Below are 25,890 nucleotides of genomic sequence, written 5' to 3'. Positions count from 1 at the left end.
GTCAGCCCTTCGCCTTCGCGGCGCGCGCTTCGGCACGCTTGATCGACTTGCGGATCTCGACCCAGAGATCCTCCTTCAGCCGTCTGAGCAGGGCATCGTGCCCCCCGTCCCAGGCAGGGCGAACGTAGGGTTGGGGCGCCGTACCGGGGTGCTGCGACCCTGCATATTTTCCCTTGTTGATATGCGGCGCCGTTCCGAACTCGGTGTAGATCGCCTGCGGCAAGGGGCCGGGCCCGACGAACATCTCGACCGAGGCACGATTGTTGCGAAACATGCGCCGGTGCCGCGAGGCCTGACGCTTCGAGAGCTTGGTCGAAATGGCGATCGACTCGGCCAGATCGTCCGATGCGGTGTCGCCCCACGGCGCGCGGTCGCGCATCGCCTCGGCCATCGGTTTGGCTGCCTTCTTCAACGAGCGCCGCAAGGTGGCCTTGCCCGCCGATTTCGAGAGCTTCTGCAGCTCGCGCTCAAGCTCGCGAAAGCCCGAGAGCTTTACCGACGTTCCCATGTCAGACCATCCTCGCGCAGGTGATTTCCAGCCACTGGCGACGCCCCTCGCCTTCTTTGATGCCCGTGATCTCGTAGACATCGCCCTCGCAGACGATCCGATCCGCGGGAGTGATCGAGACGGTGAAGCTCGAATAGCGCACGACGAAGCGCGTCGTGATATGCGCCGCGACCTCGCCGGCGCGCCAACGCTCGCCATCGCTCAGATCGGTCTTCTGGGCCCAGACCGGCGTCCCGAAATTGTCGGCAGCCGAATCTGCCGCGTTCCAGTTTCGGGAGGAGTTGAAGCCGTTGTCGGAAGCGGTCGCGCGCCGAACCTGCACGCGGCGATCGAGTTTGGCGGCGCCCATGTCAGCTCCAGAGGATGTGGGGCGCCAAAAGCGCCGAGACGGTCAGCGGCATTCGATCGCCCGCCGGCAACCCGCCTTCCCGGTTCTGGTAGAGATGCGCGACGTAGAGCAGCAGGGCCGTACGAAGGTCTCCGGGCACATCTTGGGCTGCGCCATAGCCGACGGTCATCCGGATCCTCACGCCTCCCTCGATCCTGCTCCCGGCAGAGGGCCAGTAGGTACCGGCCGCAGGCACCAGGTAGGCAGGCGTCAGGTGACCGAGAAGCCGCCAGCTACCCTCCGGGAGGCCCGTCACCACGCCATCGCCATCCTCGATCGACACCGCATCGACCGACTGGACCGGTGCCGCTGGCAGCATGATCCGAGACGGCAGGTCGTCACGGTGAAATTCGACAACCCGCGCGACCAGGCTTCGCCGTGTGTAGGCTTCGACCGAGGCCCGCGCCGCAGCAATGAAGCCCTGCAGCAGCGCGTCCTCTTCGGCCCCGTCGACCCGCACATGTGTCTTGACGAGGTTCAGATCGATCGGCTCCTCGGCCGGCGGGGTGATCGTCAGCAGGGCCATCTCCCGTGCCTCAGCTTGCTGCCGCGCCGTCGCCGGACTTGCTGCCCCTGGCCTTGTCGGTCGAGGCTTTGCCTGTCTCACCCTGCGCAGCGGCGGCGGCCTCTGCAGCCGCCTGTTCCGCCGCAGCCTTTTCCACTTCTGCCTTCTCTTCCGCGACGGCGCGCGCGGCAGCCTCGCGCCGCTTGGCGACGTCAGACTTTCCATCGACCCAGCGGCCCGTGGCGACGAGCTTCTTGGCCAGGTCGGAATCCATCTGAAGCGGCACATGCGGTTCTGCGCGGCCATATGAGCCGAACTGCAGCACCAGAGGTGTGATCGTGGTCTTCGACATTTTCATATCTCCGGATCAGTAGATACCGGGGCGGAAGCGCCCGCCCCGGTCAGCCCATGGGGTGGATCAGATGACGAGGCCGAAATCGCCGTAGATCAGCGAGCCGGGCCGCTTGACCCCCAGCGCCAAGCGCTTCTCGGCCAGAACGGTGATCATGTTCTTGACGAAGTTGTCGCGGTCCTCGGTCGAGATCAGCACCTCGGTGTCGGCACGGTCATAAATCGTCGCAGCGACACGGAAGGCGCCGACGAGGAACTTGTCGACGCTCATCGCCATAGTGCTCACCACCGGCCGCCCCCAGAGCACCGGGCCGGCGAGGTTCAGCGGGTTCGCGAAGATGTAGCGGTTCTGCGCGTCCTTGCTGGTCTCGATCACCATCCAGTCCTCGGGGTTCAGCACCATGCCGTCCGCCGGATAGAGGTTCAGCGTGGCCTCGAGCATCGCCACCCGAAGCTTGTCGATCAGCGTCGGACTGGAGATCTTCGCCTCGGCAGCACCGCTGTAGGCGGTGGCGTTGGTGATTAGACCCGAGAGGTTCTCGCCCAAGCCGTCGCCGGCGAGGAGCTGGGCGTCCTCGACCAGGTCGAGACCGTAGCGCAGCTCGGTGTCGATCAGCCCCTGCAGTTGCGGCAGGTCCGCCATCGCCTGACGCGAGACCGGAATCCAATGCGCGATGGTCCGTACGATGGCATCTTCGGGGCCCCAGGCCAGCGCGCTTTCGGGCTTCAGCCCGCCTTCCGCCACGGCCGCAGCGGCATTGGTCCGCGCGGTCTGGCGCGCGTACTTCGCACTGGAATCCGTGATCGGCACCGAGGGGATCAGGTCGCGGATCCGGCGCTCCTGCATCGGCAGTCCGACCACCTCGGGGTCGCGATAGGGGTCGCCAAGCGCACCTGCTGAGCCCGAAGCCGTGGTGATGGCGTTCTGCACCTCCATCTTGACGGTGCCGGTCCCCGAATAGGCCTTCACCGCCTCGTTGGCGGTCACGGCCTGTCCGAGGGTCTGGCGGGCATCCCGGCGTGCGCCATCGCCGCGCGCCGCGAGACGCTGCTCAATCTCAAGGTTCTGGGTCTGAAGCCCTTCGAGCTGCGACGTCAGGGCCGTTACGCTGGTGTTCAGCTTGCCCTGTTCGGTCAGCAGGCGGTCGGCGGTGGCCTTGGTCTCATCGGAGACCTCCCCCGAGCGACGGGCTTCCGCCATGGCGTTCTCTGCGGTGCGGCTGACATTGTCGCCGACCCGCTTGAGTTCATTCGTCAGCTCGCGGAGCTGGGTCTCGGTGTTATCCAGCGGCATGAAAAGTCCCTTTCGTATTGCGCGCCAAGTCCAGAAGACCAGCAAGGCCTTCGCTCGCGGCAGCGTCTTGCATGCCGCTCGACCGGCCAGCGTCATGCATGGCCGCTTTGAGGTCGTTGATCAGTTTCCGGCTTTCGCCGCGGCTGTGGCCCCCGCGCGAAAGCGAGGCCTCCAGCCGGCGGATCGCGTTGGTGGCTCGGGCCTCTGGCGCAGTCTGACTTTCGCGCGCCGCATCCTCGGCGAGATATCCGTCGACGAGCCCGGCCTCGATCGCTCGCTTGCCCGACAACCAGGTGCCATCGCCGCGCCCATCCAGCATTACCGAGATCGCACTGAGCTCAGCTCCGGACCGATCCGCATAGATCTCAGCGAGCACCTCATCCATCGTCTCCTGCCAATCGGCCACCTCGCGCAGCGCGTGGCGGTCGCCTGCGGCGATCACTTGGGTGTTGTGCAGCATCATGAACCCCGCCTTCGGGATGCGGATCTCGTCGCCCGCCATCGCGATGAACGACGCAGCGGAGGCCGCGAGCCCGAGGATGTTCACTGTGACCTTGGCCGGATGTTCGCGCAGCGCGTTGTAGATCGCCAGGCCCTCGAAGAAGTCACCACCAGGGCTGTTGATGTTGACCGTCACGTCGCGCGTGCCGATCAAGCGCAGCGCGGCCGAGATCCGTTTCACGGTGACACCATCGCCCCAAAAATCCTCGCCGATGACATCGAGGATCGAGATCGAGGCGTCGGGGGTTTCCTCTCGCGCCTCGAGGTTATCAACCCAGCGCTCGAATGCGCTGACCGGCATGTTGGTGCGCAGGTTGACAGGGCGCGCGGCCGGGGCCGCTCGCAGGGATCGGATGGACATCGGTCTCTCCTAGGTTCTGGGTGCCTGCGGGGCGTTGGCGCGGGACAGCAGCTCGTCGAGCGTGATCATCGCGCCCTGCACCAGAAGGCTGTCTCCACCCTCGATACGCGGCAGGTTCAGTTTCTCACGGGCCTCGTTCGGCGTCATGATCCCGCCGTTCACCAAGCCGAGCAGGAACTCGCTCTTGGCCTTGCTCTCCATCTGCAGGATGCCTTCGCGGTTCCACTCCGCGTAAGCGTTCCGCTGCACGGGGCGGATCAGGTCACGACGAATGCGCGCCTCGATGCGGCGCATCAGCGGGTTGAGGCCTTGGCTCATCCAGCTGATCAGGATCTGCTCAACCCCCGTCCCCCACATCGTCTGGCCCTTGGCGGAGTGGCCGATAACGATCGGAGGCACGCCGAACCACCGGCAGATGTCCTCGATCGTGAACTGGCGCGTCTCGAGCATCTGCGCGTCCTCCGGGTTGAGGGTCGCGGGAAGCCATTCTAGCCCAGCCTCGAGCACCATCATCTTGCCCGCGTTCGAAGACCCGGCATAGTTCGACAGCATCGCCTGCAGCTGCACCCGCTGGTCGGGGGACAGCGTCTGCTTTGCCTTCAGGAAACCCGAACCCTGCATGCCATTGGCGAAGAGCTTGGCCGCAGCCTCCTCTGCTGCGAGACCTGCGCCCATGCTCTGGACCCCGTATCGGATCGCCGACAGCCCTTTCAGGCCGCCGAAGCCAAAGCCCCGGACATGGAAGACTTTCTCGGCCGGCAGCGTTTCCTCACGGCCGCGATCCATGACGCGATACCGCAGTTCACCACCGACCAGGATCGGTTCGACCAGAGCGGCCGGCATGGGGTCGAGCGCCGAGAGATGACGCCCCGTGTGGATCCGCTCCGCGTAGCAATTGCCGTTTGCCAGCAGCCAAGCGATCTGCCCCTCCCAATGCTCCATCGCGGTCTGGCGCGCATTCGGCGTGACGGTCAGGATCTCGGACAGCCGATCATCGACCGGCTGCCGGCTGCCGCCCTCGCGCTTCTCGTAGACGCTGAGCGGCAGTGCGGAGATCGTCTGCGCCGTCTGGCGGATGCAGGCCCAGACTGCCGACAGCTCCATCGCACTTTCGACCGAAACCTGCCGCCCGGCATTGCTCTCGCGCCCATGGACCGCAGCCCAGCCCCCTGCCTGGTCGGCGCGCAGTCGCCGTTCCTTGCCCGGATCGCCGCCGACCAGGTTGTTGCGGACCCGTGGCACGGCCGGGATCGAGGTGGGTCGATCAACGATCTTCACCTCAGACCACCATCACGGGCTGAGACAGGAAGTCGTCGAGGCGCAGGGCCGTGGCCTGCGGATTGCGCGCCATCAGTAGGAACGCGTTCAGCGACGCGATCAGCGGATCGATCTTCGCCTTGCCTGCGGTTTCCTTGGTGATGATCACGGCATTGCCTCTCTGTTCGGTTTTCGCGTTTCCGAGAACCCAGTCCATCATGGGCTGGCGCCCGTGCCGGAGCGTTCCGTTCTTCAGCTTGCGCTCCATCCCCCAGATCGCGGGGGACAGCCGGTAGCCCTGCGGGATGGCTAGCAGCAGATCATCGTCGAGACCGCGCCCCACGAGCTCGTCGACGATCGCCGAGATCCCCGCCGGATCGAGGCCCACGGCGCCGCTATCGGGCAGCAGGTCCGCCTTGAAGAGCCGCTCCACGTAGTCCCCGACCTCGACGACATCCTGCGTCGGATCCTCGCCCGTCAGAATGGTCAGGTCCCCGGCCGTCGCGAAGTCATGCAGCCGCGGCGCGATCTCCTTGCGCAGCTCAAGCACCTCGGGATGGGCCCAGGCATGCGCCCAATGCAGCCAGCGCTTGGTCTCCCGATCGCGGCCGATCACCGCGAGGCCGAGAAGATCGTCGAGGCCGCCGCCATCGACACCCGCCACCGCGACCTCGCTGCGCGCGATCAGCTCGTCGAGGGTCAGGCCCGCCTCACCCGCACCCTCCCAGTGCCGTGCACCGATCCAACTGTCGGTCCTGAGCCCGACGCCCACCTCGACGTTGAAGTGCTGCGAGGCGAGAAGCGCCATCGCGGCCGGGCCGTCGCGTTCGGCCACCAGCAACTGGTCCGCCAGGAACTGCGGATCGACGGAAACGCCGAGGTTCGGGTTCACCAGCCCCCAGGTCGCTGGCTTTTTCCAGCCGCCCTTCTTCGCCATGCTTTCGGGCAGCTCGTAGAGCACCGCCAGCAGCGGCAGGCGAAGATCGCCGTCGCGCACCGCGCGGGCCTTGTCGAGCTCCTGCTTGAAGACGCCGGCCGGCGGCTCCTTCGACTGGGTCGTGATCTGCATCAGGAACCCGTCGGGCCTTGCGGCCAGCGCGCCCCGGATCTCGACGAACACCGCCGCCGCGCTCGACTTCTTGGCAAACTCGTGCGTCTCGTCGATCAGCGTGAACGTGGCCTTGCCGCCGGTGATCGCATCCGTGTCCGCCGCCTTCACCGCGATCTCGGCGCGGCTCACGCGGTGCACGATCTTGCGCAGGTGATCGCGCACATGGAACGTCTTGGTCAGCGCCGCGTCGAGGCGGATGATCCCCTTCGCCTGCTTGAAGGCGATCTCGGCGATGGTCTTAGTTGGCGCGATCAGCAGCAGCTCCGCCTCGGGCCGCTCGTTCATGATCGCGGCCGTGACGATGATGGCCGCGGCGATCGACGACTTCCCGTTCTTTTTTGGGATCAGCAGGAAGAATTCCCGCAGCGCCCGTCTTTTTGTCTCGGGGTCGTAGCTGCCGAAGATCGCCGCAACCAGGTCGAACACCCACTGCTCGCAGCTTCGCCATAGGTCGGGGTGCCGATGATGTCGGGCACCCGCAGCCGTTTGAAAATCCGCAGGGCCTTCTGCGCCACCGCGTCGAACAGCGGCAGATCGGGGATCAGGCTTTCGCGGTTCCGGATCCGCTGCTCCCAGTCCGGGATCGCGGTATCCCAGGCATCGCCCACATGGTGCGCCATGGCGGCGTCAGTTCACCATGCCGGGGAACTGCAGGTCGCTTCCCCATTCGTCGTCGTCGCCCGCACCTGCGGTTTCGGCATCGAGCTGCGCCTGCTCCTTCTTGCCCAGGCGCGCGACCTTTGCCTTGGCCTTCTCGCCCGCGGGCTTCTCCATCCGCTGGCCCGCGCGCATCAGGTCCGATCGTTCGATCATCTTGGTCAGCTCTTTCAGCGCGCCGACGTTGCCGGCGTTCGCCTGCTCCATGACGATCTCGAAGCGCCGGGCATCGAGGCGGTCGCGCATCTGATCGCGTTCCTTCAGCTCGGCTCTAAAATACCGCTTCAGCGTCGCCTCGGAGACCGGGATCGCCGCCGCCACGCGGGCATTGGACCACCCGAGCGCCAGCAACAGCTTGACTTTATTGCGATCTTTTTCGGTGGCCTCATATGCTGGCCGACCACGCTGGCCCTTGCCGGGCCGAACAGGATTGCCGAACAGGTCGAAAATCTCGTCAGCCACGAAAAAAACCTCCACGTGAGAGAGAGCGCCGGTCTAGAGATCGCGACCCTTCCAGGTTTCGACACCCCCCTCCCCTTTCGTCTGATTTGACGCGGATCAGCCAAAATCGCGCCGTTCTTCGCGCTGTTTGGCGCTGTCGTGGCAGTGCTTGCACAGGCACTGCAGGTTCTGGCGATCCCAGAAGAGCGCGGCGACACCGCGATGCGGCATCTTGTGGTCCGCGACGAGCAGCGCCGTGTCGCCCTCGACCCGCTGGCACCGAACGCAGGTGAAAGCCGCCTCGACCAGCACCTCCCAGCGCAGCGCCTGCCAGCGCGCCGTCTTGTACCAGCTGCGCCAAGCATGGCGCGCGTCGCGCTCCCGGCTCTCGCTCGGACGCTCGACATAGGACAGGCGCGGCGCCAGAGACCGGAGCGGCTGGCCCAGCTGCTTCAGTCGGCCCATGGGTCCGCCTCGCGATGTTCGGAAAAGGAAACGCCCGGTCGGGCTTGGGGTCCCGCCGGGCGCACTTGGTGATGATGCCCTTAGGGCTACATCCGGTCGGCTTAATCGAAAAGCCCCTTTCTGCTGTCAGAGGGCGTAAAGGCGATCCAGCGCCCCGCACAGCGCCTCCCTGAGCGGGCCACGCGTCCTTTGTGTGTCACCCCATCCGCACTGCCTGCGAAGCTCGTTGATCGTCACGCCCTGCACACAGACAGCATCGACAAGCTGGCGCGCGCGGATCGTGCGACGGGGATCATCCGCCCGGCGACGCTGGGGCGAGAGCACCACCTCGTCACCGATCGCGCGCAGCATCCCGCGGTAGCGCTGGATGTCGTGGATCACCGCATCGATCCAGGACCCCGAGCCATCGCCCGCTTTGCCCTGCCCTTCAATCGAGGAGCACTTGACGCCAGCCGCATCGACCCGCTCGGCCAGCGCGGCATAAACCCGGCCTGCCTCGACCTGGGCGACAGTGAAGAGCGCGGGGCCTTCGGGATCGCGGCGACGCGCCTGCAACTCCATCCGGTCGAAGGCATCGACGGTGGCAGCCGGGTGAAAGCCCTCGGCCGTGGCGCGCCGGGTGCGCAGCCCCGAGGGCGTCATCACGGTCTCATACTGGCGCAGCACTCGCATCGGGCCCCGACCGGGCGCGACGGGGATCTCGGGACTGCAATCAACAGGCGGCTGCGCTTGGGCAAGCAGCGCCTGCACCCGGTCTACCTCCTCCGAGAGCCGATCCTTGCCGGTGATGGGGCGCGCGGTGAGACCGAGGAGGCTGAAATGCTGGGACATGGGCGGATCTTTCTCAATATATGGTGGTGCTGCTGGGCCGGGGTCTAGGTCTTGTGGCGGGTCGTTTGGGGTCAGGGAGGAACGGGAGGATAAAGGAGGTTCATCAAGCTATCCTCCCTGATCCCCTTCCCTTCCAGATCGCTGTATTCGTTGGATAAAAAGGGAAGGAGTAGAGGATAGGGAGGATAGGGAGGATATTTCCGGTATACGCATGAGGGCTTTTCATCGGTCTTGTGGCAGTCAGAAACACGCGCGCACGCGTATGCCGAAATCATCCTCCCTATCCTCCCTTGGCTCCCTCGGCGGGGTGCAAGCTGCTGATCCCATTATCTTTCCCCCGCACCCCCTTTACCGCGCCATCCTCCCGCCGGGGTCTCCATCCTCCCCATCCTCCCGGCTGTCCTCATGAATAGGGGTCCGGGGCCCAGTCACTGGGTGAGCCGGACGACGACGCTGGCGGTGAGTTGCCGTAGCTACCGCTCTGGCCCGACGCGTCCGCCATCCGCTGCTTGAACTCCTCGGACAGGAGCAGGCCGCGATAGCCCGCCACGCTGCGCTTGCCCTCGGTGAAAGTCAGCCCGGAACGCCGGTCGCGGTAGTGGTCCGCCTTGGACTTGAGCCGCAGCTGCACGGTGCGCGGCGTCCATTGACTGTCGCCGCGCTCATCCATCCAGTAGTTGAAAGCGGTGACGAGATCCTTGGTCCGGGTGAACGCTTCCGCATCGCCCGTGACCTCGCAGGACTGATCGAGGAAGCTGCCGACCGGATCGCTCTCCTCCCGGTAGGCGCGCGTCGCCTCCGCCACGCTTTCGGGCACCTGCAGCCCCAACTCGAGATAATCCTCCAGCCCCTCGATCAGCCAGTTCAGAATGCCCGCGCGTTCCTCCCAGAGCTTCTTTCCGAGGTGAGGATCGCGCTCCTCTTCGGGGATCTGGACGCCGAAGAGCACCAGCAGCACCCGCCGCCAGATGCCGTCATCGGTGCCGCGGATCTCCGGCTTGTGGTTGCCCGAAATCGTCAGCTTGAACTTGGGATGCACCTCGATGAAATCTTCGCGTAGCGCGCGCACAAGGATCGGCTCGCCACCGGTCAGCTCCTTGATCGTGCCCTCCTTCAACCGCTCGCCCTGCTCAGGCTCCGAGGCCCGGACCATACGAGCGCCCATGAGAGGGACGAGGTCCGGAGTGGCATCGGCACCCCCCCGCTTCGATTGGCCGGTCAGGGACTCGATCTTCGCCGTGGCAGAGTAGTCGCCCATCATCCGCGCCATGAGGTCGACCAGGACGGATTTGCCGTTGGCCCCGTGGCCGTAGAAGAACACAAGGTTCTGCACCACGACGCCAGTCATCGAGAGTGCGAACCAGCGCTGCAAGAAGCCCCGGATCTGCGGGTCGGGCTGAACGCGGCGCAGAAAGCCCTCGAAGAGCGGCGCCGTCGCCTCAGGGTCGTGCTCGACCGGCATGCACTTGGTCAGGTAATCCTCCCGGTCATGCGGCCGCATCTCCCAGCTGGCGCGCTTCGGCTTGCCTTTTTCCTCGTGCACCGAGAAATGCAGGGTGCCAGAGGCGGTGTTGATCGCCAGAGGATCCGCGTCGAGCTGGTCGAGCGTCTTTGACAGCGTCACGCCGGCCTCGGTCAGCATGGCGTCGATCTTGCCCGTGTTCCCCGTCGACTTGGCGAAGGTCCGGTGCTCTGTACGCCGTTTGGCGAGCGCCTTCTTCACCGCGATCGCCGCATTGACCTTCTCGTAGGCCGCCTTGAGCGCGGTCTCATCCTCATCGGTGGGCTCTTCGATGGCGCGCAAGCGGCGGACCTCCGCCTCGGCCGAAGGGAGCGCCGCAAGACGCTCGCGCTCCCAGTCGTCGAGCGCGAGGAAGCGGATCTCGTGAAGCATCCGGTCGCTGACCGACTGGGCAAGCCGACGCACGCCGATCCCGTTGTCATCCTGCGCCCATCTGGTGTCATCCCAGACGAACCATCCGACGCGCTTCACCTCGGTCACCTCGGAGCCGTGGTACAGCACGAAACGCCGGCCGTTGCCGACATCGTTGAGTGGAAAGCCCGCCCCCTTGACCTCCAGCGGCGGGGGCGTGGTCGGGTCGCTGCGATCGTTCGACGGCCCGGCTTCCCGGTCTTGCGCGTCGACAGAGTCATCCTCGGGGTCCGGGGTTTCGGCCGCGATCGGCACATCACCCATGTCGACCTCCTCGGCCGAGGCGAAACGGTCGCGCACCTCGCGCAGCGGATCGATCTCATCCGTCATTGTGGGTCCCTCGTCAGAATGTCGTTCAAGTCCTGTCCCTCGCCCGCATGGACGATGGAGATGCTGTCGAGCCCGCGAATCCGCGCCCGGGCGCGGCGCAGGCCGGAAAGAAGCTGGGCGCGGGTCGCGCGCGGATCGCTGTCGCCGTCCTGAATGAAGACCAGGCGCCGAATCCACGGCGGCGGCAGGAAGGCGGTGTCGTCCTCGAGGTCGGGGACGCCGGCGTATTTCATGCCCTTGCCGCGCAGCACGCGGCGGCCGGCCATGTTGCCGAGATCGATCCCGGCCCAATACGCCGCCCCCGGCAGCGCATCGGCCGCCAGTGCTGTCAGCGTGGTCTCGATCCCCTCGCCCATCACCAGCGTGTCGAAGTCACCCGGTCGGGCACGGTGATGCGTCAGCCGGATCGCGCAGCCTTTCTTGGAGCCGAGGCTCTTCTTGCGATCGAGAATCTCGCCGGCGTGCTCGATCCGCGCCTTGCCCTGCAGCCGGTCAAGATCGAACCAGGTGCGGTGCACGGCCGAGAAGCCACCACCGGGCAGCTGGATCGCCGCGAGCATGGCGGGGCCACGATGGACCTCCTGCCAGCCGCGCCCCTCGGCCGGGATCATGTAGGGCAGTGCTGGCGCATAGCGCAGGCAGGGCGGCGGGGTCGCGGCCACCGCCTCCGGCAGGCCGCGCTGCCGCAGGTACTCGACCACGGGCGAGCCGACAGCGGGCACGGCCGCCTCCCAGATGGCGCGCGCGGCCGAGACGGCCTCGGCGCGCTTGCGCTCCGCCACCCGCTCGGCCTCGGCCTTGTCGCGCTCCCGCGCCTCTTCGCGCTGCCGGCGAACCTCGGGATCGATCTCGCGGGCCTCCTCGCCCACCAGCCAGGCGAGCGCCGCCTTGAAATCGCAGGCCAGCACCAGCTCGACCAAGCGCACGCCGTCGCCGCCGCCGCAATGGCGGCAGTTGAACACGCCGAGATCGGGGTTGATCGAGAAGCGGTCCCTGCCGCCACAGGCCGGACACGGCCCCACCTGTTCGCGCCCGGCCGGCTTCAGCCCCCGAATGTCGAGCCGGTGCGCGACCTCAGCGACCGGGATCGCGCGGGCCTCCTCGAGCCGGGTATCATCCATCATCGACATGCCCGCCTCACAACCCGCCGGACAGGCGCTGCTGCGCCGCGTCGGACCGGCCCGCATAGAGCATCAGCAGCGCCCGCCGCAGCAGCTCGTCCGCCTGCTCTGGCCTGATGCCGGCGGCGCCATGGGCGACACGGCCCGCCTGCACACGCACCAGCTCTATCGGCTCGGCCAGCGGCTCGTCATTGGGCTTGCCGAGGCGCGCGAGCACCTCCCGCAGTCGAACACGCAGGCTGTTGCGCACGTCATCCGATCGGGCGGGCGTCAGCGCGTAGGTCACCGACGTCTCAATCAATGCCGCCAGCGCCGCCCGATCGACAGGATGCCGCGCGCGCTCAGTCATGGTCGGCCTCGCGCTGCCAGGCATCAAAGCCGCTCGGGAGATCTTCGGTCAGAAGGGCTTCGGTGCGCTGGACCTCCTCCGGCGTAGGAATGCGCGACCAGACGCAGGTGAAGTCGAGCAGCGCTTGGCCGGCACCGACATAGTCTATCGGCAGATCCGTGAGAAACGCCGCCACGGCCTGCTGCGCGAGGGCATCGTCGGGCACGAGCTCATCGGCCCGCGCGGTGAAGGCGGTGATCTCGCCTTCGGTCAGCGGGCGCTGTTTGGCTTTGAAGGCTGCCGTCATGGCCGCGAGGCCGAATGCCACAAGGGTGTTCGTCATTCCTGATCCCCCGAGCGACGCGGGGCAACGGCGAGTTCTTGGCGCAGAGCTTCGGCTCCGTTGGGCTCCCGCAGGCGCGCACGGAGGCGTTCTGCCACGGCCGAGGGCTCAAAACCGGCCAAATCGCAGACAACGGCAAAGTCGGGGGACCCGATCCATGCGGTCGTGGCGCCGCTGCTGCTGATCCGAGCGCCTAAATGCACGTCGATCGCGGACATCAAGCACTGACGCAGGACTTCCTGCCAAAGCATCTGGCAATGCGCGACATCCGCACTGTCGGTGGTGCTCCACCAGCTCTCTGCCCATGGCGCACGGCGCTCGGCTTCGCAAGCCGCGTCACGGTTCGCGGCCGCCACCTGCGCCTCGATCATCTGCCGGAGGCCGTACCTGGAGCGGTCGGGCTTCTCCGCCGAACCGAGCCGCTCCGGATCGGCTGCAGCAGCAGGAGGAGATGGCAGCAGCCGGTCTCCGCCGGCCACCTTGGCGAGATCGGACAACAGATCGCCCCGGCGCGGGGCCGGAACGGGGCGGCTGGCCACGGCTCTCAGAGCGGCAAGGATGTCGATGGTCATGACGGGATGCCTCCTTCGCGGTGCCAGCGCTGCAGCATCGCCGTCAGCGTCTCGGTAAGCAGCGCCATCTGGCTGCGCTGCGAATAGCCGGGCTGCATGCGAAGCCGGGCGACATCGCCGTTGATCCGCGCCAGGTCGAGGTGATCGATGAAGGGGATCAGCGTGCCGAGCCGAACCTTCGGTGTCGCGATCACGGCGGCGATCAGGGGCTTGAGCGTCTCGTTGGTCCAGGCCTCGACGAACTGGCTCCCGAAGGTGCTGCGCGAGAGCGCGGTCAGCGCCAGGGTCACCGCTTTGCCGTGCCCGGCCTCGACCATCTGCCGGATGGCTGACACCGCATAGACCTGACGCACCTGCCGCTTTTCGCTGCTGGCCTGCACCGTCATCAAATGGCACCCAGCCGCAGCCACCACTTGCTGACACTCGACGGCCCAAGCCTCGCCCGCCGCCAGCGCGGCCTTGAACACTTGGATCGGGTGAACCCGTGTCATCTCGCCATTGATCCCGGCGAAGGCGGCGGCCTGCGCCGCGGGATCGAGATGGTTGATCGCGCCGGGCACGGCCGTGTGCCCCACCAGTGCTGCGGCATGGGTGCGGTGCTGCCCGTCGATCAGAGCAAACAGATCGCTTTCGATCGGTGCGACCATGACCGGCGAGAATCGCTTCCAGGTGAAGCTGCGGGCGATCTTATGGATGATCTCCCAGTTCGCCTCGAGGAGCGGGCGCTGGTAGCGGTCGTCGATCACCAGCCGTTCGATCGGGATCCAGGTCACCTCAGGGCGATCCTCGATCGGAAGCTCATCGGGCATCGGCTGACCGGTGATGTCGATCGGTCGGTAGATGCTCATCACCAATAGCCCTCCAGGACGCGCACCGGGCCTTCGCCCGATTCTGATAAGTCCGCTGCGCGAACGCAATTTGTGGTGACCAGCACGGCGCGCTTGTCGACGCAGTCGGTCCGCGCAATAGCGAGGCAGGTCTGACCGGTGCGTCGGCGCTCGAGCCAGCTCAGCACGAGCTCATCGGTGTAGATCTTCCTCATGCGCCGACCCCCTCGAGATGATCGGCGAGAGCGCGCAGCTGGGCGGGCATGTCGGAGGGCACGGGACCGGAGAAGATCGGCTTGCGGTCGGCAGGCCGGATAGCCTCGCATGCGACCAGCGCGAAGAAGGGTGTATTGCCCTGCTCGTACACAACCTCGACCGCGAGATGCGCGAGCGGAAAACGGGCCCGAGGGGCCGTGGATGCCTTCATGGTCTGCTCTCCTCGTCGTTTCTTGTTTTACGCAGCCTCAGCGGCCGCGCTGTTTCACGGCTTCGGCGCGCATCCGCACCAGAACCCCCATCGCCTCATCAATCTGCAGGATGGTGTCGTCGCAGTCGGTCGTGCTCATGCTGAGCTTGGCCCTGAGCGCCGAGGCCACGACATCGCCGAACTCCTTGGCCGCATCGCCGCTCAGGCTGATCAGGCAACCGGGCCCACGCGCCTCGAGCGGCTGGAACACGCCGCCGCCAAGCGCGCAGAAATGCTGTGCCAGGGGCAGCGCCGAGGGCCGGTGCATCCGGCCGAGCCGGTCGAGATAGTTGACCCCGAGCCCGCCCTGCCGCTTCTCGTCGACGCGGGTGCCGAGGCTCAGCAAGGCCGTCGAGACGCCGATGTCCGAGGCGGTGTTCTCTAGCCCGCCATTGGCCGTGTAGGCGGCGGCGATCGCGGACTGGATGCTGTCGGGACGGTTGTTTCTCACCGTGAAAACCTCGTGAGGGTGTTTACTCGATCAGCGGCGCCCGAGGCCCCAGATTGGAGGCATGGAACAAGCACGCTTGATCGGGACGGGATGGAACGGCGCATCAGGCGGCGGGATTCTCAGAGGCGGGGAAAAAGTGCTCTGGCTGCAGCGGAAGATTCCGGCGGCGCGCTTCCCTCATAAGGATTTTCGCCATGTCAGAAGGAATAAGGCCATCAGTACCGCCCCGCTCCTTGGAGTAGGTCCAGCGCCGGACACGAGATTCATCACGGCCGGTCATCTCGGCTACCGCCTTGAAGCCTCCGCATAGCTCTATAATGGTGAGTGCAGGTTCCATGTACGCGAATATTGCGAATATCGCAGTAGAACGCAAGTCATATAGTTGCGATATCCGCGATTGTAGGGTCGTTGCGGAATCCGCAATGATTGCACCCATGGATGTTGTAGATGCAGAATGGATCAAGGCAAAGTTGAGCGGCCGCCATGGCGAACAAGCTCGACTTGCAGAGCGCATGGGGATCGATCAGGACAAATTGAGCAAGATACTCAAGGGCGTTCGTCGAGTTCAGGCAGCAGAAGTTCCTCGGGTGGTGGCCTTCTTTGAAGATCAGTCGGAGGAGCCGGAAAACAAGGTACCGAAGCTCGAGATCGCAGACCTCGCCTCGGAAGCTCGTGAGGATGCATTGGTTCCGGTCTACGATGTAGCGGCGAGTGCGGGCCACGGAGCCAACGTAGACGACTATGAGGCAATAGCCTTCAGCTTGGCCTTCCCCCAAGACTATCTGCGTCGTGTCACCAGAGCCAGCCTGCAGAATTTGGCGATCATCAGCGTCAAGGGCGACAGCATGGAGCCTACGCTGAAAGACGACGATGTCGTCATGCTGGACCGATCCAAGACCAATCTCAGCTACGATGGCCTCTTTGTATTACGCTTCGGCGAAGCGCTGCATGTCAAACGCGTCACGCGCGCAGCCAAGCCAGGGCACATCACGATCATATCAGACAACCGGGATGCCTATCCGATGCAGGAATGGCCGGAAGATCAGGTCTCGGTCATTGGAAAAGTGATTTGGGTAGGAGGTAAGGTATGAAGTTTTTTAGGTTTCTGGTGCGGCTCATCATAGGCTTTGCATTCGGCATCGCCACGATGCTGGCCCTGTCCCCTGCCCTTGCCTCATTCGCCTCCGGCGGCCCCGATAGCGGCCTCGCCACAGGTATCACTCTCATAGTAATTGCTGCAGTCTCATGCCTCTGTGCCTTTGCCCCTACCATACGACGCGCCTTCGGACGCGGCTTCCTGGCACTGGGCGCCGCAGTTTTCTTCCTGCCCCTTTCCGCAATGCTCATCTCGGGCGCTGCGTTCAATGAAGTTGTCGGGACTGCACCCGATACCGACAAAGGCATGGCTGCGGTCGGTGCGGGGTTGGCAGGCGGCGCGATCACTGCTGCCGCTGCGATCATAGGATTCATCTTGGGGGTGATATTCCTCATCACAGGGCTTGTTCTGTCGCTAGGTGGTCGACGAGAAGTGGTCATTTATGATCAAGAACGCGGCAGACGCGGCTCTGCAGATACCTCGGGTGCTACCGTCCGCATCGAACCTCCCGCCATGCGGTGACACGCTCATGGCATAAAATCACCTATGAGCCCGGCATCGCGCCGGGCTTTTTGCCCTTCGGAGCCAACTACATCCTGATAGCTGAGCTCCTTCGCAAGACTACCACAAGCAGCTGAATGCGCTTATCGCAACATTTGCGATTGACTTAGTGTTGCGATATTCGCAATACTCCTCCTCGTCCGCCGCACTCCGCGACGGTCTACCTGAGGAGACCCTCCATTGTTCGCAGCACTGAAAACCAAGCTCACCTCCGGCGCCAAGCGCATGCAGGGCAAGACCGACATGCTCGAAGCGGTCTGCGCCGCCTCCGCCCTGGTCGCCGCCGCTGATGGCAGAATCGAAGACAGCGAGATCGAGGCGATGGCCAAGGCCGTCTCCGCCAATGAGATCCTGAACACCGCCTTCTCCGCGCGCGAGATCGAAGGCTCGATCACCCGCATGATCGACCGCGCCAATGGCGGGCGCGTCGGGCAGATGGGCCTCTATCGCGAAATCGAGGAAGTCGCGGCCGATCCCGATGCCGAGCTGGTGCTGATGGCCGCGCTCGACATCGCCGAAGCCGATGGCACGATCGACGACAAGGAAACGGCCGTGCTCGACAAGGTCGCGACCAAGCTCGGTCTCAAGCTGTCGAGCTACACCTGATGGACTGGCTACACCGCCACGTCTTGGCCTGGACCACCAGCGCGGCGCTGACGCTGACCGCGGCGCAGATGGTCGCGCCCGGCTTCATCGACCTGATCCTCGACCTGATGGTCGTCGGTCTCGTCTGGCTGGCGGCGCGCCTCGCGCAAGCCACGGCGCGCTGAGCCTCTGGCTGGGCGCCTGCGCCCGGCCCTTCCCAGACATCGCGATTGAGGAGCCCCCCATGCCCCCCGAACTGCACGACCGCGTCGCCCGGCTTGTCACCGCGCTCGACCGCATGACGCCTGAAGAGCGCACCGAGGCGATCGCCAACGAAGTGATCGAGACCGGCGGCACCTGGCAGACACCGCCGATGAGCGGCCGGTCCTGCTTCGTCATCTCGCTGCACGGGATCGAGGTCCCCGGCTTCGATGCGGATGGCGCGGCGATGCATTGGCATATCGACGCGCGCAGCGCGATCGGCGGCTGGCCTCACCCTGACCACAACCCCAACCTCCGCCGCGCTCAGCTGGAATGGGCGCAGATGGCCCTCTTCATCGGGGCGGAGGATCTGCGTCGTCAGGCGGCCGCGATCGCGATGCTTTGGTCTACCAGCCAGATGGTGCGAGATGCCGCACGTCTGTACCTCGAGCAGCCGGGGGCGGCAGCATGATCGCGCTTCCTGCCATTCGCCACATTCGCCCGGCGCGCCCGGCGAACGAACCCCGCCCACCCGTGTCGGCACAAGATCGCCTTACCCTCATCGAGATCGAGACCCTCGCCGGGTCGATCGAGGATCTCGACCGCGCGCGGCAGCGTGATCGCATAACCATCAAGGCGGTAACTCGCCTCATCGCGCAACCCGCTCCCGCCTGCGTCAAGACGGCGACACAGCCCGAAGGCGAAAGCTCGAATACCGGATCATGTCGGGCCTCGCCACCTTCATGGGCGCCGCCGCGATCATCACGATCGCAGTCTTCGCCCTATCGCTTTTGACGGATCTGCCCGGCCTGCTGACACGGGAGATCGCGCCATGATCGCCTTAGGCAGCTGCTTTGGCCTGAGGCTCCTCGAGGCTTCGAAAGGCCGCCCAGTGTCGGAACCGGCGCTGGTACCAGCGGAGCTCGACGCGATCGTAGTCGCTGCCGTAGGTGTTCCGGCCGGCTCGATTATGCGCCACGGAATTGACGGCGCACATCGCCGGCGGCTCGTCCGCATAGATCATGGTTGCCTCGGCCGTAACTTCTTCAAGAGCGCGGCCTCGCTCAAGATCGGCCATCAGCCAGAAGAACCGGCGCTTGAGCACGGCATGGGTCTGCATGCGACCGCTCATGTCCCAGACCAGGCTAGCGCCGGACAGCGTGGCAATCGCCAGCCCGGCCAATTGGCCAACGATCTCGTAGCTGGCTCCGAAAGCCGCCACCGCGCCACTGCCCAAGAGCAGCACAATGAACGTGGTCACGCGACTGATGCGCCCGTACCAGTCCTCGCGGTCCTCATGGTAGAGCGCGCTTCGCAGCAGCTCGAACCGCTGAAGATCTACTTTGGCCGCGGGGGCTTGATCCCCGGAGGCATTCCCCTGGTCCCCGGTGGTAGCGCTGGCGGGCGGGGTGGCGTCGGTGGTTTCGCGCATCTGCTCTCTCTCATTCTGAACATGCCTCCTGCAGTCCTGCAAAGCGTAGGGGGTGTGGCAGGTCGCACGTTTGTGGCGTGCGGCCTGCACCTGACGTTAGTTGCGGCTCCTATCATCCTCAACTGCAACCTTGCCGCGAGGACGCATGATGTCTGACCCCTGCCCCTGCACACCCTGCCTGTGTTTCAACGAGGTGGCCCGCCTCGAAAGCGGCATCGAGCAGGCGCTTGAGACACTGCAGTCGGGCCGCACGACCGAAGCCAAAGCCATGCTGGCCGACCTTGTCGACGGCACGGACCCCGAGGTCGCCGCCATCTGGGAAGCACAGCGTCAGATGCTCCTCCTGCAATGGTTGAGCATCTACGGCCCGCGTCAGCCCTTCCTCGAATGGGCGCATGCGCGTCGAGGAGCGGCATAGAGCATCGCCCAGCCAGACAAAGCCCAACCCGTACCCTCAGCCTAGAGAGAAGAAGGAGTTTCAAATGGCGAACGAACTGAAGATCTCGCTTGTTCTCGACTGGCCATCGAGGCGCCGCGTCCTGCCAGGCAGCATCAGAACGACGGCCCTGATGGCCGTCATCTCCTACGGCCCCGGCCTGCTGATCGACAGCACCCCGCTTCAGGTCGTGGGATCGATGCTGTTCCCGCTCATGATCGCCCCAGTGATCGTGGCCCAAGGCCGCAAGGCTTTGGGCGTGGAGAAGGCGCGGATGAAGCTCATCGACAAGGGCACCCGGGCATGAGCCGCAGGCGGATCGCACTTGGCACCAGCGCCTTCCTCGCCGTCCCGATCGGGATCGGCCTGTGGGTGCTGATCATCTGCGGTGTCGCACAGCTGATCGAGGTGCGGTTCTAAATGCCCGCCATCCGCCGCCCTTCACCGATCGAAGCCCGCGCGGCGCGCATCGAGGCCGCGCTGTTGAAAGTCGAGCGCATCGCAGAGGCACCAGGCGGCGAAGATTACATCCCCGTCATCAACCGACTGCGTGACGAGCTCGACGCGGCTCAGAGGGCGATCCGCTGAAGCGGCCTGTATCAACGGTCCTACCGCAGGCTTCACGATGTCGTTCGGGCCTCTAACCCGACATGGGACGTGGCGGCAGGTCTGCATATCTATACGGAATTGCATCTTCGCGCGCTGGTGAGCACTCAATCGGCACGCGATAAGGCGCAGCTTCGTTCTACGCCCACCGGGAGATTCTCAATGCCCCACCCTATCGATAAACTTGTTGGCTCGCGGATCCGCCAAGGCCGTTGGCTCCGGGGTATCACGCAACAGCAGCTAGGCGATGCCGCTGGCTGCAAGTTTCAGCAGATCCAGAAGTACGAAACTGGCGCGAACCGGGTGTCTGCCTCGCGGCTATGGGACATCGCCCAAGCACTGGATCTGCCGGTAACCTATTTCTACGACAATGGGGAGCAGGCCACCTCTCAGGCCGAGCCGGTCATCGACCGCGAAACTGCGGAGCTGCTGCGCGCCATACTGGCGGTACCGGATGATAAGCGGCAAGCCGTGCTCGAGCTCGTGCGCAGCATGAACCCCGCTTAGAGCGCGATCCGCTGCAGTGCCTCGAGCTTCATCGGCAGACCGCCCCCGTCGCCGTAGCGCTGCCGGTTGAGGCTGTGGCCAAGGATGTCGCGGCGCACACGCTCATCCACCCCTGCGATCAACAAGCGATCCTCGACCGAATGCCGCAGACCGTAGAGCGTGTGGCGCGGCGTCTCGGATAGGCCGTTCTCCCGCAGGTACTTGTTCACGGTCGCCGACAGGCCCGCCTTGTCGAGATACCGCGGGAAGCCCTCCGGGCAGCCGCGCATGGCCTCGAGCGAGACGCCAACGAGAGGCACGTCACGCTCAGAGACATCGTTCTTCAGCTGACGCCCCACGGGCCGCACCTGGACATGCGGGATGTTACCTTCGAGCTGGATCCGGTCGCCGCCCAGGTTGGCGATTTCGCTCGGCCGCATGCCAGTGTTGACCATCACCAGGACGATCGCGCGCGCTCGCTGTTCAACCCACCGAGGCCGGGGATGATCTTGTCGCGGATCCAGTCCACTGAGAAGGGTAGCCGTGTGTTCTGACGCCCCGCCTTGATCGGCTCCGGGGTCGGAGGCACAAAGCCCAGGCGTTTGCGGGCGGCCACTAGGCGCAGCACCGCGCCGACATAGGTGAAGTCCTTGTTCGCCGAGGCGGGGATCACGTCGCCCTCCTCGACCTTGTCGATCCACCAATCTCGGAAGTCCTGCATATCGTCAGGCGTCAGGCGCTCTAGCTCGACATCACCGACGACGCCGATCAGGTTGCGGATCGCTTTGATATGGGGATTGCGCCAGCGCCGCAGCTGATCGGTCGACTTGCCCAGCGTCTTGTCGCGGGCCAGCGTCCAATACGCTTCGAGTGTGCGGCTGATGGTCAGCGCCGGCGGCCGGGCTGTGCCTAGAAGCGCGGCCGCCTCCATCGCGTCTGGCTCACCCTTCACCTCGGAGATCGCCTCGACCCGATCGAGGATCTCGTCCGTCGGCATCTTAGCTACCTCCTCAATCCGCCGGAAACGGAAGCCGCGCTGCTGTGCCAGGTCGCGGGCGGCCTGGTAGCGCGCCTCGGCATCGCCATCACGGCCGGCGAGCTTCGCCTCCCAGCCCTCGATCAGCTCTCCCCAGACTGCCGATTCCTTCTCGCGCGCCACGCTCTCGCTGTCGGTCGCCAGGCTGATGTTGAGGATCTCGCGAGGATCGACCGCGGCATAGCGCTTGGGTCGCCGCCGTCGCATGAACCAGGTGGTGCCGCGCAGATAGATCATGGGTACAGATGCGCGGGTTTCGCGGGGCAGCACAAGGGGGCAAGTGCACCAATTTGTGCATCAGCTCAGGAGATCGGGAAAACGCCCATCGCGAGGTCCGGGGATTTATCGAACCTTTTCAATGTCTTATGGGGATTTTACTGAATGAAAAGTGGCGGAGCGAGAGGGATTCGAACCCTCGAGACGGTTCCCCGCCTACACACTTTCCAGGCGTGCGCCTTCGACCACTCGGCCACCGCTCCGTTGCGGGCTCAGTAGCCAAGCCGAACCGGCATTGCAAGAGCCGAAAATGACGCAATATCGTGCCTTGATTGCTACTGGCTCGCCGCTCCCGCATAGTGTCAATGTAACAGGCCGCGAGACCCCCAGTTGATCAACGAACCGCCCCGCCACACGCTGCGACCCGACCGCCCGCGATCCCGCCTTTCCCCCCGCGATCCGCACCGGGTGCAGGATGTCGCCCTCATCATCATCGCCTTCGCGGTGGTGCTGTTTCTGCTGGTGCAGGCGCGGTTCCTGCTGATTTCGCTGGTGACGGCCATCGTGATCTTCTCGCTCATGAGCGACGCGATCAATTTCATCGCCCGCGCACGCATCGGCCCGCTCGCGATCCCCAACTGGCTGGCCTCCGTCGCCGCCGTGGTCGCCATCGCCGCCCTCCTTCTCACGCTGACCTCGATCGTGCTGGCGCAGATCAACACGGTGCTGATCACCACGCTGAGCTATGTCGACCGCGCCCCCCGAGGCGATCGCGGCTCTGTTCTCGTGGCTGGGGGAAAACACCGAGGCCGCGGTGCTCAACTCCGTGCAGACGGTGGAATTCGGCGGCTATATACGGGCGCTGGCGAGCCAGGCGGGCAACCTGATGCAGGGCACGGTGCTCGTCATTCTCTTCGTGGGTTTTCTCTTCGCCGAGCGGGTCTGGTTCTCGACCAAGCTGGTGAATTTCGTGGGCGACCCGGTGCAGGCCGACCGGGTGGGCCGGATCATCGGCTCGATCATCCGCCGGGTGAACCGTTACCTCGCGGTCAAGACGCTGGTGTCGCTGATGACCGGCGTCATGGTCTGGGCGCTGGCAGGGCTTTTCGGGCTGGAGCTGGCGGTGGCATTGGGCATCCTCACCTTCATCCTGAACTACATCCCCAACATCGGCTCGATCGTGGCCACGGCGCTGGTGGCGCTGGTGGCCTATGTGCAGCTGGGCGATCCCGCGACGACAGGGGCGATCTTCGCGATCACCGGCGCGATCCAGTTCATCAACGGCAACGTGCTCGACCCGATGATGATGGGCCGCGCGCTCAGGCTCTCGTCGTTCGGGATCATCATCTCTCTCGCCTTCTGGGGCGCGGTCTGGGGCATCCCGGGGATGTTTCTGTCGGTGCCGATCACCGTGGCCGCGATGATCGTCTGCTCCGAGATTCCGGCGCTCAGGCCGATCGCGATCCTGCTGTCGCGTGAGGGGCTGCCCGAGCCCGAGACCGAGGCGCGCGACCACGCGCCCCGGCACGAGGCGGCGGAATAGAGCCGCCCCGGCCGTTTTCTCAGCTCGTCTCCGGGCGAAGCGCCTCGGGGTTCTTCAGCCACAGATCCTGCTGCGGGAACGGGATCTCGATCCCCTCGGCATTGAAGCGCCGCGCGATGTCGTTGTTCATCTCGGACTGCACCGCCACCACGAAGTTGATGTCGCGCAGGATCGCCCGGATCTCGAACTCGAGCCGCGATGGCCCGAAGGCGCGGAACAGCACCGCGGGCGCCGGGTTGGCGAGCACCAGCGGATGGTCCTCGGCGACCTCCAGCAGGATCTCCTGCACCCGCACCAGATCGCTGCCATAGGCCACGCCCACCGGCACGATCACACGACCGACCGAGTTGCCACGGGTCCAGTTGGTCACCTGGTTCGATACCAGATCGGCGTTTGGCACGATCACGTCGGTCCGGTCAAAGGTTTCGATCCGGGTCGATCGCACCGAAATGTCGCGCACATAGCCCGACTGCCGCCGACCTCGATCCAGTCGCCTTCGCCGATTGGCCGTTCGATCAGCAGGATGATGCCCGAGACGAAGTTCGACACGATGTTCTGCAGGCCGAAACCGATGCCGACCGAGAGCGCACCGGCGACGATGGCAAGGTTCGACAGGTCGAGCCCGGCGGTGGTGATCGCGAGGATCGCCGCCGACGTGATGCCGACATAGCCAAAACCCACCGCGACGGCGTTCTGACCGCCAAGGTCGAGCTTGGTGCGCGGCAGCACCACCGAGCGCAGCGCCCGCTGGATCAGCCGTGTCAGCGCGTAGCCGATCACGAAGATCACGAAGAGCCACATCAGATCGGTCGGCTGCAGCCGGGTTTCGCCGAAGGAGTAGCCCTCGCGGAACCGGGTCCAGACCTCGGCGAGATCCTCGGGCGCGCGCCCCAGATCAGCGCCAGCACCGGCACCGCGGCGAGGATCAGGAACAGCCCGATCAGGACCGGCACCAGCGCGTCGCGCGCCACGTCCTCGGACCCGGTCGCCACGGTCCACAAGTCGAACACCAATCGCTGCAAGAGCACCAGCACGCCGATCAGCATCATCGTCTTGATCGCCGGAATCAGCAGCGCATCCGACAGCGCCGCATAGCCGAGGATCGACAGCAGCGGTGCCAGAACGGCCACCGCCATGGCCACCTTGCCCAGCACCGACAAGAGCCCCTGCCGGAACCCCGTCGTGTCGCGCCGCGCCGCCTCGGGCTGCGGCGTCGGCACCGCCGTGGCCGGAGCGCCGTCGCGCGCCACCCCGGCGAGCGTTCGGCCCAGCAAGAACAGCGGGATCGCCATCAGGAGCTGCAGCGGCAGGTAGAGCGCGGCCTCGGCGCCGTCGGGCGCGTCCGCCGTGGCGATGAGGGCCTGGGACACCTGCGCCAGCGCGATGGCCCAGCCAAGCCACATCAGCTGCCGCCGGGCGCGGGTCTGCCGCGCCAATGCGATGCCTGCGATCGGTTGCGCCGCCTCGGGGCCAAAGAACTGCCCCGCCATCCAGCGCGCCAAAAGCACCGCGAGACCGGCCATCGGCAGGACCGACAGCAACGCGCCCGCGCGCGGCCCGTCCATCCCGGCGATATCGAGCGCGCGCGCGATCGACACCAGCCCCGCATAAGGCAACGCCACCTGTCCCAGAGATACCATGAAGCCCATCGCGCGCGATCCGCGCCGGTCGGCGACGAGGATGCGGCGACGCAGGTGCCGCGCCCAGAGACCCGCGCGCATCAACAGCCCGCCAATCACCCCCAGAAGCAGCACCTCGGCCAGCACGGCGCGCAAAGCGTCGCGCCGGGTCTGCGAGGTCCAGCCCGCCCAGAGCTCGGCACTCAGCGCCTCGGCCCGTTCGAACATCACGACCAGCGCGGGGGCCCAGAGACCCGGATTGAGCGGCGAGGCGCCGCGATCGCCGAGCGTCCTGCCCCGCCGCTCGCGGATCAGCCGATCGATCTCGCGGATCAGACCGTCGGCATGGGCATAGGCTTCGTCGGCGAGGCGCACCGGCGCGCGCAGCCGCATCAGCTGTTCGGTGAGGGCGGCGCGGCGCGCGGCGATGGAGGCGTCCTCACCCCCCGCCTCCGGCGCGGCCCCGAGCGCTGTGAGCTGCGCCTCGACGGTGCCGATGCGGCCACTGTTGGCGCCGCGCGCCTGCTGGAACCTGTCGCGCCAAACCACGAGGTCCTCGCGCAGCCGCTGCAACGCGAAGTCGGACCCCTGCCCGCGCTCGGACATGGCTTCGCTGCGCGCCGTCGTGCGTTCCCAGCTTTCCCAGTTCACGCCATTCGCGGCCAGAACCGCCGAAAGCGGCCCGGTGCCGGGCAGGCTTTCGCCCCCGGACGGATAGGCGGTGGCCGGGGTCAAGGCCTCGCCTTCCCCTTCTCCTTCGGCAGCTTCGGCGGTCGTCCCGTCGGTGACCCCATCCGCGGCTTCGATCACCTCGGGGCTCAGCGCCTCCTCGATGCTGGCGGCTGGGGCGTCGGAGGGGACGGCTTCGGGCGGGGCGGCCGTCTCGGACTCGGGCGCATCGAACAGCCCGCCCGGCGCAGGCGCGATTCCCTGCGCAAGGACAGGCCCGACCCACAAGGCAAGCCAGATGGTCAGCATCAGCCGACCGGCGAGGCGCGATCCCTTGCGGGCCGCCGGAATGCGGGCGCTCAT

The 25,890-nt window shown here is 65.8% G+C and carries 32 protein-coding genes, 1 tRNA gene and 2 pseudogenes; 10 read left to right on the top strand and 25 right to left on the bottom strand.

Annotation, left to right across the window (positions count from 1 at the left end; genetic code table 11):
- Position 1 precedes the first annotated feature (1 nt).
- The 20 genes from MBELCI_RS07555 to MBELCI_RS07460 form a co-directional block, all read right to left on the bottom strand.
- On the bottom strand, positions 2–508 hold the full coding sequence (locus tag MBELCI_RS07555; RefSeq protein WP_021693593.1) for an HK97-gp10 family putative phage morphogenesis protein: 507 nt from the start codon (positions 506–508) through the stop codon (positions 2–4).
- Between the two features lies 1 nt (position 509).
- Entirely contained in the window at positions 510–857 is a 348-nt protein-coding gene (locus MBELCI_RS07550; RefSeq protein WP_021693592.1) for a phage head closure protein, read from the bottom strand.
- A gap of 1 nt (position 858) precedes the next feature.
- Positions 859–1,422: a head-tail connector protein gene (locus MBELCI_RS07545; RefSeq protein ID WP_021693591.1), complete on the bottom strand. Its 564-nt coding sequence runs from the start codon at positions 1,420–1,422 to the stop codon at positions 859–861.
- 10 nt (positions 1,423–1,432) lie between these two features.
- The gene (locus MBELCI_RS20375) at positions 1,433–1,753 is read right to left on the bottom strand and encodes a hypothetical protein (protein WP_052512690.1); all 321 of its coding nucleotides are present in this window, start codon (positions 1,751–1,753) and stop codon (positions 1,433–1,435) included.
- A 66-nt stretch (positions 1,754–1,819) separates the two neighbouring features.
- On the bottom strand, positions 1,820–3,046 hold the full coding sequence (locus MBELCI_RS07535) for a phage major capsid protein (RefSeq protein ID WP_021693589.1): 1,227 nt from the start codon (positions 3,044–3,046) through the stop codon (positions 1,820–1,822).
- Complete coding sequence (locus MBELCI_RS07530; protein ID WP_021693588.1) at positions 3,033–3,908, bottom strand: head maturation protease, ClpP-related; 876 nt, start codon at positions 3,906–3,908, stop codon at positions 3,033–3,035. The genes MBELCI_RS07535 and MBELCI_RS07530 overlap by 14 nt, the downstream gene beginning before the upstream one ends.
- 9 nt (positions 3,909–3,917) lie before the next feature.
- Entirely contained in the window at positions 3,918–5,186 is a 1,269-nt protein-coding gene (locus tag MBELCI_RS07525) for a phage portal protein (RefSeq protein WP_021693587.1), read from the bottom strand.
- A gap of 1 nt (position 5,187) precedes the next feature.
- Entirely contained in the window at positions 5,188–6,702 is a 1,515-nt protein-coding gene (locus MBELCI_RS07520) for a terminase large subunit domain-containing protein (RefSeq protein WP_235047591.1), read from the bottom strand.
- 201 nt (positions 6,703–6,903) lie between these two features.
- Positions 6,904–7,395, bottom strand: coding sequence for a hypothetical protein (locus MBELCI_RS07515; RefSeq protein WP_045319844.1), 492 nt, complete (start codon positions 7,393–7,395; stop codon positions 6,904–6,906).
- A 96-nt stretch (positions 7,396–7,491) separates the two neighbouring features.
- A complete protein-coding gene (locus tag MBELCI_RS07510) occupies positions 7,492–7,839 on the bottom strand; it encodes an HNH endonuclease (protein ID WP_021693584.1) in 348 nt (115 codons plus the stop codon).
- Positions 7,840–7,965: 126 nt separating this feature from the next.
- Positions 7,966–8,670 carry a hypothetical protein gene (locus tag MBELCI_RS19250; protein WP_021693583.1) on the bottom strand — a complete coding sequence of 235 codons (705 nt, stop codon included), beginning with the start codon at positions 8,668–8,670 and terminating at the stop codon, positions 7,966–7,968.
- 403 nt (positions 8,671–9,073) lie between these two features.
- Positions 9,074–10,933 (bottom strand): DNA primase family protein, encoded by a 1,860-nt coding sequence (locus tag MBELCI_RS07500; protein WP_021693582.1) that lies wholly within the window; start codon positions 10,931–10,933, stop codon positions 9,074–9,076.
- The gene (locus MBELCI_RS07495) at positions 10,930–12,057 is read right to left on the bottom strand and encodes a DUF7146 domain-containing protein (RefSeq protein WP_110546393.1); all 1,128 of its coding nucleotides are present in this window, start codon (positions 12,055–12,057) and stop codon (positions 10,930–10,932) included. Before MBELCI_RS07495 ends, MBELCI_RS07500 begins: the two co-directional genes overlap by 4 nt.
- Positions 12,058–12,070: 13 nt before the next feature.
- Positions 12,071–12,403 carry a hypothetical protein gene (locus MBELCI_RS07490; RefSeq protein WP_021693580.1) on the bottom strand — a complete coding sequence of 111 codons (333 nt, stop codon included), beginning with the start codon at positions 12,401–12,403 and terminating at the stop codon, positions 12,071–12,073.
- On the bottom strand, positions 12,396–12,725 hold the full coding sequence (locus MBELCI_RS07485) for a hypothetical protein (protein ID WP_045319833.1): 330 nt from the start codon (positions 12,723–12,725) through the stop codon (positions 12,396–12,398). The genes MBELCI_RS07490 and MBELCI_RS07485 overlap by 8 nt, the downstream gene beginning before the upstream one ends.
- Complete coding sequence (locus MBELCI_RS07480) at positions 12,722–13,297, bottom strand: hypothetical protein (protein ID WP_021693578.1); 576 nt, start codon at positions 13,295–13,297, stop codon at positions 12,722–12,724. Before MBELCI_RS07480 ends, MBELCI_RS07485 begins: the two co-directional genes overlap by 4 nt.
- Positions 13,294–14,145, bottom strand: coding sequence for a ParB N-terminal domain-containing protein (locus MBELCI_RS07475; RefSeq protein WP_045319832.1), 852 nt, complete (start codon positions 14,143–14,145; stop codon positions 13,294–13,296). Before MBELCI_RS07475 ends, MBELCI_RS07480 begins: the two co-directional genes overlap by 4 nt.
- Entirely contained in the window at positions 14,145–14,339 is a 195-nt protein-coding gene (locus MBELCI_RS07470; RefSeq protein WP_045319831.1) for a hypothetical protein, read from the bottom strand. Before MBELCI_RS07470 ends, MBELCI_RS07475 begins: the two co-directional genes overlap by 1 nt.
- Entirely contained in the window at positions 14,336–14,551 is a 216-nt protein-coding gene (locus MBELCI_RS07465; protein WP_021693576.1) for a hypothetical protein, read from the bottom strand. The genes MBELCI_RS07470 and MBELCI_RS07465 overlap by 4 nt, the downstream gene beginning before the upstream one ends.
- A gap of 37 nt (positions 14,552–14,588) precedes the next feature.
- Positions 14,589–15,041 (bottom strand): hypothetical protein, encoded by a 453-nt coding sequence (locus MBELCI_RS07460; protein WP_021693575.1) that lies wholly within the window; start codon positions 15,039–15,041, stop codon positions 14,589–14,591.
- Positions 15,042–15,463: 422 nt separating this feature from the next.
- Here MBELCI_RS07460 and MBELCI_RS19245 point away from each other — a divergent pair, with 422 nt between their 5' ends.
- The 5 genes from MBELCI_RS19245 to MBELCI_RS07445 all read left to right on the top strand — a co-directional run bounded on the left by MBELCI_RS19245 (position 15,464) and on the right by MBELCI_RS07445 (position 17,956).
- Positions 15,464–16,132, top strand: coding sequence for a LexA family transcriptional regulator (locus MBELCI_RS19245; RefSeq protein ID WP_052512689.1), 669 nt, complete (start codon positions 15,464–15,466; stop codon positions 16,130–16,132).
- Positions 16,129–16,659, top strand: coding sequence for a hypothetical protein (locus MBELCI_RS19240; protein ID WP_052512688.1), 531 nt, complete (start codon positions 16,129–16,131; stop codon positions 16,657–16,659). Before MBELCI_RS19245 ends, MBELCI_RS19240 begins: the two co-directional genes overlap by 4 nt.
- Before the next feature lie 219 nt (positions 16,660–16,878).
- The gene (locus MBELCI_RS07450; protein ID WP_021693573.1) at positions 16,879–17,304 is read left to right on the top strand and encodes a tellurite resistance TerB family protein; all 426 of its coding nucleotides are present in this window, start codon (positions 16,879–16,881) and stop codon (positions 17,302–17,304) included.
- Positions 17,304–17,468: a hypothetical protein gene (locus MBELCI_RS20990; RefSeq protein ID WP_021693572.1), complete on the top strand. Its 165-nt coding sequence runs from the start codon at positions 17,304–17,306 to the stop codon at positions 17,466–17,468. The genes MBELCI_RS07450 and MBELCI_RS20990 overlap by 1 nt, the downstream gene beginning before the upstream one ends.
- 59 nt (positions 17,469–17,527) lie before the next feature.
- Entirely contained in the window at positions 17,528–17,956 is a 429-nt protein-coding gene (locus MBELCI_RS07445) for a hypothetical protein (protein WP_021693571.1), read from the top strand.
- Positions 17,957–18,325: 369 nt separating this feature from the next.
- Here MBELCI_RS07445 and MBELCI_RS07440 read toward each other — a convergent pair whose 3' ends face one another.
- The gene (locus tag MBELCI_RS07440; RefSeq protein ID WP_045319830.1) at positions 18,326–18,916 is read right to left on the bottom strand and encodes a hypothetical protein; all 591 of its coding nucleotides are present in this window, start codon (positions 18,914–18,916) and stop codon (positions 18,326–18,328) included.
- Between the two features lie 148 nt (positions 18,917–19,064).
- Here MBELCI_RS07440 and MBELCI_RS07435 point away from each other — a divergent pair, with 148 nt between their 5' ends.
- The 4 genes from MBELCI_RS07435 (at position 19,065) to MBELCI_RS07425 (ending at position 20,465) form a co-directional block, all read left to right on the top strand.
- Positions 19,065–19,334, top strand: coding sequence for a hypothetical protein (locus MBELCI_RS07435; protein ID WP_021693568.1), 270 nt, complete (start codon positions 19,065–19,067; stop codon positions 19,332–19,334).
- 64 nt (positions 19,335–19,398) lie between these two features.
- Positions 19,399–19,659, top strand: a complete 261-nt coding sequence (locus tag MBELCI_RS07430) for a hypothetical protein (protein ID WP_045319829.1) — start codon at positions 19,399–19,401, stop codon at positions 19,657–19,659.
- A 113-nt stretch (positions 19,660–19,772) separates the two neighbouring features.
- Positions 19,773–19,940, top strand: a complete 168-nt coding sequence (locus MBELCI_RS20985) for a hypothetical protein (RefSeq protein WP_021693565.1) — start codon at positions 19,773–19,775, stop codon at positions 19,938–19,940.
- A gap of 180 nt (positions 19,941–20,120) precedes the next feature.
- The gene (locus MBELCI_RS07425; RefSeq protein WP_045319828.1) at positions 20,121–20,465 is read left to right on the top strand and encodes a helix-turn-helix domain-containing protein; all 345 of its coding nucleotides are present in this window, start codon (positions 20,121–20,123) and stop codon (positions 20,463–20,465) included.
- Here the strand turns inward: MBELCI_RS07425 and MBELCI_RS22520 are convergent.
- The 3 genes from MBELCI_RS22520 to MBELCI_RS07415 all read right to left on the bottom strand — a co-directional run bounded on the left by MBELCI_RS22520 (position 20,462) and on the right by MBELCI_RS07415 (position 21,959).
- On the bottom strand, positions 20,462–20,902 hold the full coding sequence (locus tag MBELCI_RS22520; protein WP_369385392.1) for a site-specific integrase: 441 nt from the start codon (positions 20,900–20,902) through the stop codon (positions 20,462–20,464). The two genes, MBELCI_RS07425 and MBELCI_RS22520, sit on opposite strands and share 4 nt — an antisense overlap.
- Positions 20,899–21,717 (bottom strand): hypothetical protein, encoded by an 819-nt coding sequence (locus tag MBELCI_RS07420; RefSeq protein WP_021693562.1) that lies wholly within the window; start codon positions 21,715–21,717, stop codon positions 20,899–20,901. Before MBELCI_RS07420 ends, MBELCI_RS22520 begins: the two co-directional genes overlap by 4 nt.
- Positions 21,718–21,869: 152 nt before the next feature.
- Positions 21,870–21,959 (bottom strand) — tRNA-Ser (locus tag MBELCI_RS07415).
- Positions 21,960–22,113: 154 nt separating this feature from the next.
- On the opposite strand from MBELCI_RS07415, the pseudogene MBELCI_RS07410 reads away from it, so the two are divergent.
- A pseudogene (locus MBELCI_RS07410) lies at positions 22,114–23,239 on the top strand (AI-2E family transporter).
- 19 nt (positions 23,240–23,258) lie between these two features.
- Here the strand turns inward: MBELCI_RS07410 and MBELCI_RS22920 are convergent.
- Positions 23,259–25,890, bottom strand: a pseudogene (locus MBELCI_RS22920) (DUF3772 domain-containing protein).

Origin of the sequence: Limimaricola cinnabarinus LL-001 (assembly GCF_000466965.1) — a bacterium.
Lineage (GTDB): Bacteria > Pseudomonadota > Alphaproteobacteria > Rhodobacterales > Rhodobacteraceae > Limimaricola > Limimaricola cinnabarinus.
Note: the sequence above shows the minus strand (reverse complement) of the source record. Positions and strands in the feature narration are given on the sequence as shown.

Excerpts from the sequence above, each read along its gene's own strand:
- MBELCI_RS07555 (WP_021693593.1), bottom strand. The coding sequence starts at position 508 with ATGGGAACGTCGGTAAAGCTCTCGGGCTTTCGCGAGCTTGAGCGCGAG.
- MBELCI_RS07550 (WP_021693592.1), bottom strand. The coding sequence starts at position 857 with ATGGGCGCCGCCAAACTCGATCGCCGCGTGCAGGTTCGGCGCGCGACC.
- MBELCI_RS07545 (WP_021693591.1), bottom strand. The coding sequence starts at position 1,422 with ATGGCCCTGCTGACGATCACCCCGCCGGCCGAGGAGCCGATCGATCTG.
- MBELCI_RS20375 (WP_052512690.1), bottom strand. The coding sequence starts at position 1,753 with ATGTCGAAGACCACGATCACACCTCTGGTGCTGCAGTTCGGCTCATAT.
- MBELCI_RS07535 (WP_021693589.1), bottom strand. The coding sequence starts at position 3,046 with ATGCCGCTGGATAACACCGAGACCCAGCTCCGCGAGCTGACGAATGAA.
- MBELCI_RS07530 (WP_021693588.1), bottom strand. The coding sequence starts at position 3,908 with ATGTCCATCCGATCCCTGCGAGCGGCCCCGGCCGCGCGCCCTGTCAAC.
- MBELCI_RS07510 (WP_021693584.1), bottom strand. The coding sequence starts at position 7,839 with ATGGGCCGACTGAAGCAGCTGGGCCAGCCGCTCCGGTCTCTGGCGCCG.
- MBELCI_RS19250 (WP_021693583.1), bottom strand. The coding sequence starts at position 8,670 with ATGTCCCAGCATTTCAGCCTCCTCGGTCTCACCGCGCGCCCCATCACC.
- MBELCI_RS07500 (WP_021693582.1), bottom strand. The coding sequence starts at position 10,933 with ATGACGGATGAGATCGATCCGCTGCGCGAGGTGCGCGACCGTTTCGCC.
- MBELCI_RS07495 (WP_110546393.1), bottom strand. The coding sequence starts at position 12,057 with ATGATGGATGATACCCGGCTCGAGGAGGCCCGCGCGATCCCGGTCGCT.
- MBELCI_RS07490 (WP_021693580.1), bottom strand. The coding sequence starts at position 12,403 with ATGACTGAGCGCGCGCGGCATCCTGTCGATCGGGCGGCGCTGGCGGCA.
- MBELCI_RS07485 (WP_045319833.1), bottom strand. The coding sequence starts at position 12,725 with ATGACGAACACCCTTGTGGCATTCGGCCTCGCGGCCATGACGGCAGCC.
- MBELCI_RS07480 (WP_021693578.1), bottom strand. The coding sequence starts at position 13,297 with ATGACCATCGACATCCTTGCCGCTCTGAGAGCCGTGGCCAGCCGCCCC.
- MBELCI_RS07475 (WP_045319832.1), bottom strand. The coding sequence starts at position 14,145 with ATGAGCATCTACCGACCGATCGACATCACCGGTCAGCCGATGCCCGAT.
- MBELCI_RS07470 (WP_045319831.1), bottom strand. The coding sequence starts at position 14,339 with ATGAGGAAGATCTACACCGATGAGCTCGTGCTGAGCTGGCTCGAGCGC.
- MBELCI_RS07465 (WP_021693576.1), bottom strand. The coding sequence starts at position 14,551 with ATGAAGGCATCCACGGCCCCTCGGGCCCGTTTTCCGCTCGCGCATCTC.
- MBELCI_RS19245 (WP_052512689.1), top strand. The coding sequence starts at position 15,464 with ATGATTGCACCCATGGATGTTGTAGATGCAGAATGGATCAAGGCAAAG.
- MBELCI_RS19240 (WP_052512688.1), top strand. The coding sequence starts at position 16,129 with ATGAAGTTTTTTAGGTTTCTGGTGCGGCTCATCATAGGCTTTGCATTC.
- MBELCI_RS20990 (WP_021693572.1), top strand. The coding sequence starts at position 17,304 with ATGGACTGGCTACACCGCCACGTCTTGGCCTGGACCACCAGCGCGGCG.
- MBELCI_RS07445 (WP_021693571.1), top strand. The coding sequence starts at position 17,528 with ATGCCCCCCGAACTGCACGACCGCGTCGCCCGGCTTGTCACCGCGCTC.
- MBELCI_RS07440 (WP_045319830.1), bottom strand. The coding sequence starts at position 18,916 with ATGCGCGAAACCACCGACGCCACCCCGCCCGCCAGCGCTACCACCGGG.
- MBELCI_RS07435 (WP_021693568.1), top strand. The coding sequence starts at position 19,065 with ATGTCTGACCCCTGCCCCTGCACACCCTGCCTGTGTTTCAACGAGGTG.
- MBELCI_RS07430 (WP_045319829.1), top strand. The coding sequence starts at position 19,399 with ATGGCGAACGAACTGAAGATCTCGCTTGTTCTCGACTGGCCATCGAGG.
- MBELCI_RS20985 (WP_021693565.1), top strand. The coding sequence starts at position 19,773 with ATGCCCGCCATCCGCCGCCCTTCACCGATCGAAGCCCGCGCGGCGCGC.
- MBELCI_RS07425 (WP_045319828.1), top strand. The coding sequence starts at position 20,121 with ATGCCCCACCCTATCGATAAACTTGTTGGCTCGCGGATCCGCCAAGGC.
- MBELCI_RS07420 (WP_021693562.1), bottom strand. The coding sequence starts at position 21,717 with ATGATCTATCTGCGCGGCACCACCTGGTTCATGCGACGGCGGCGACCC.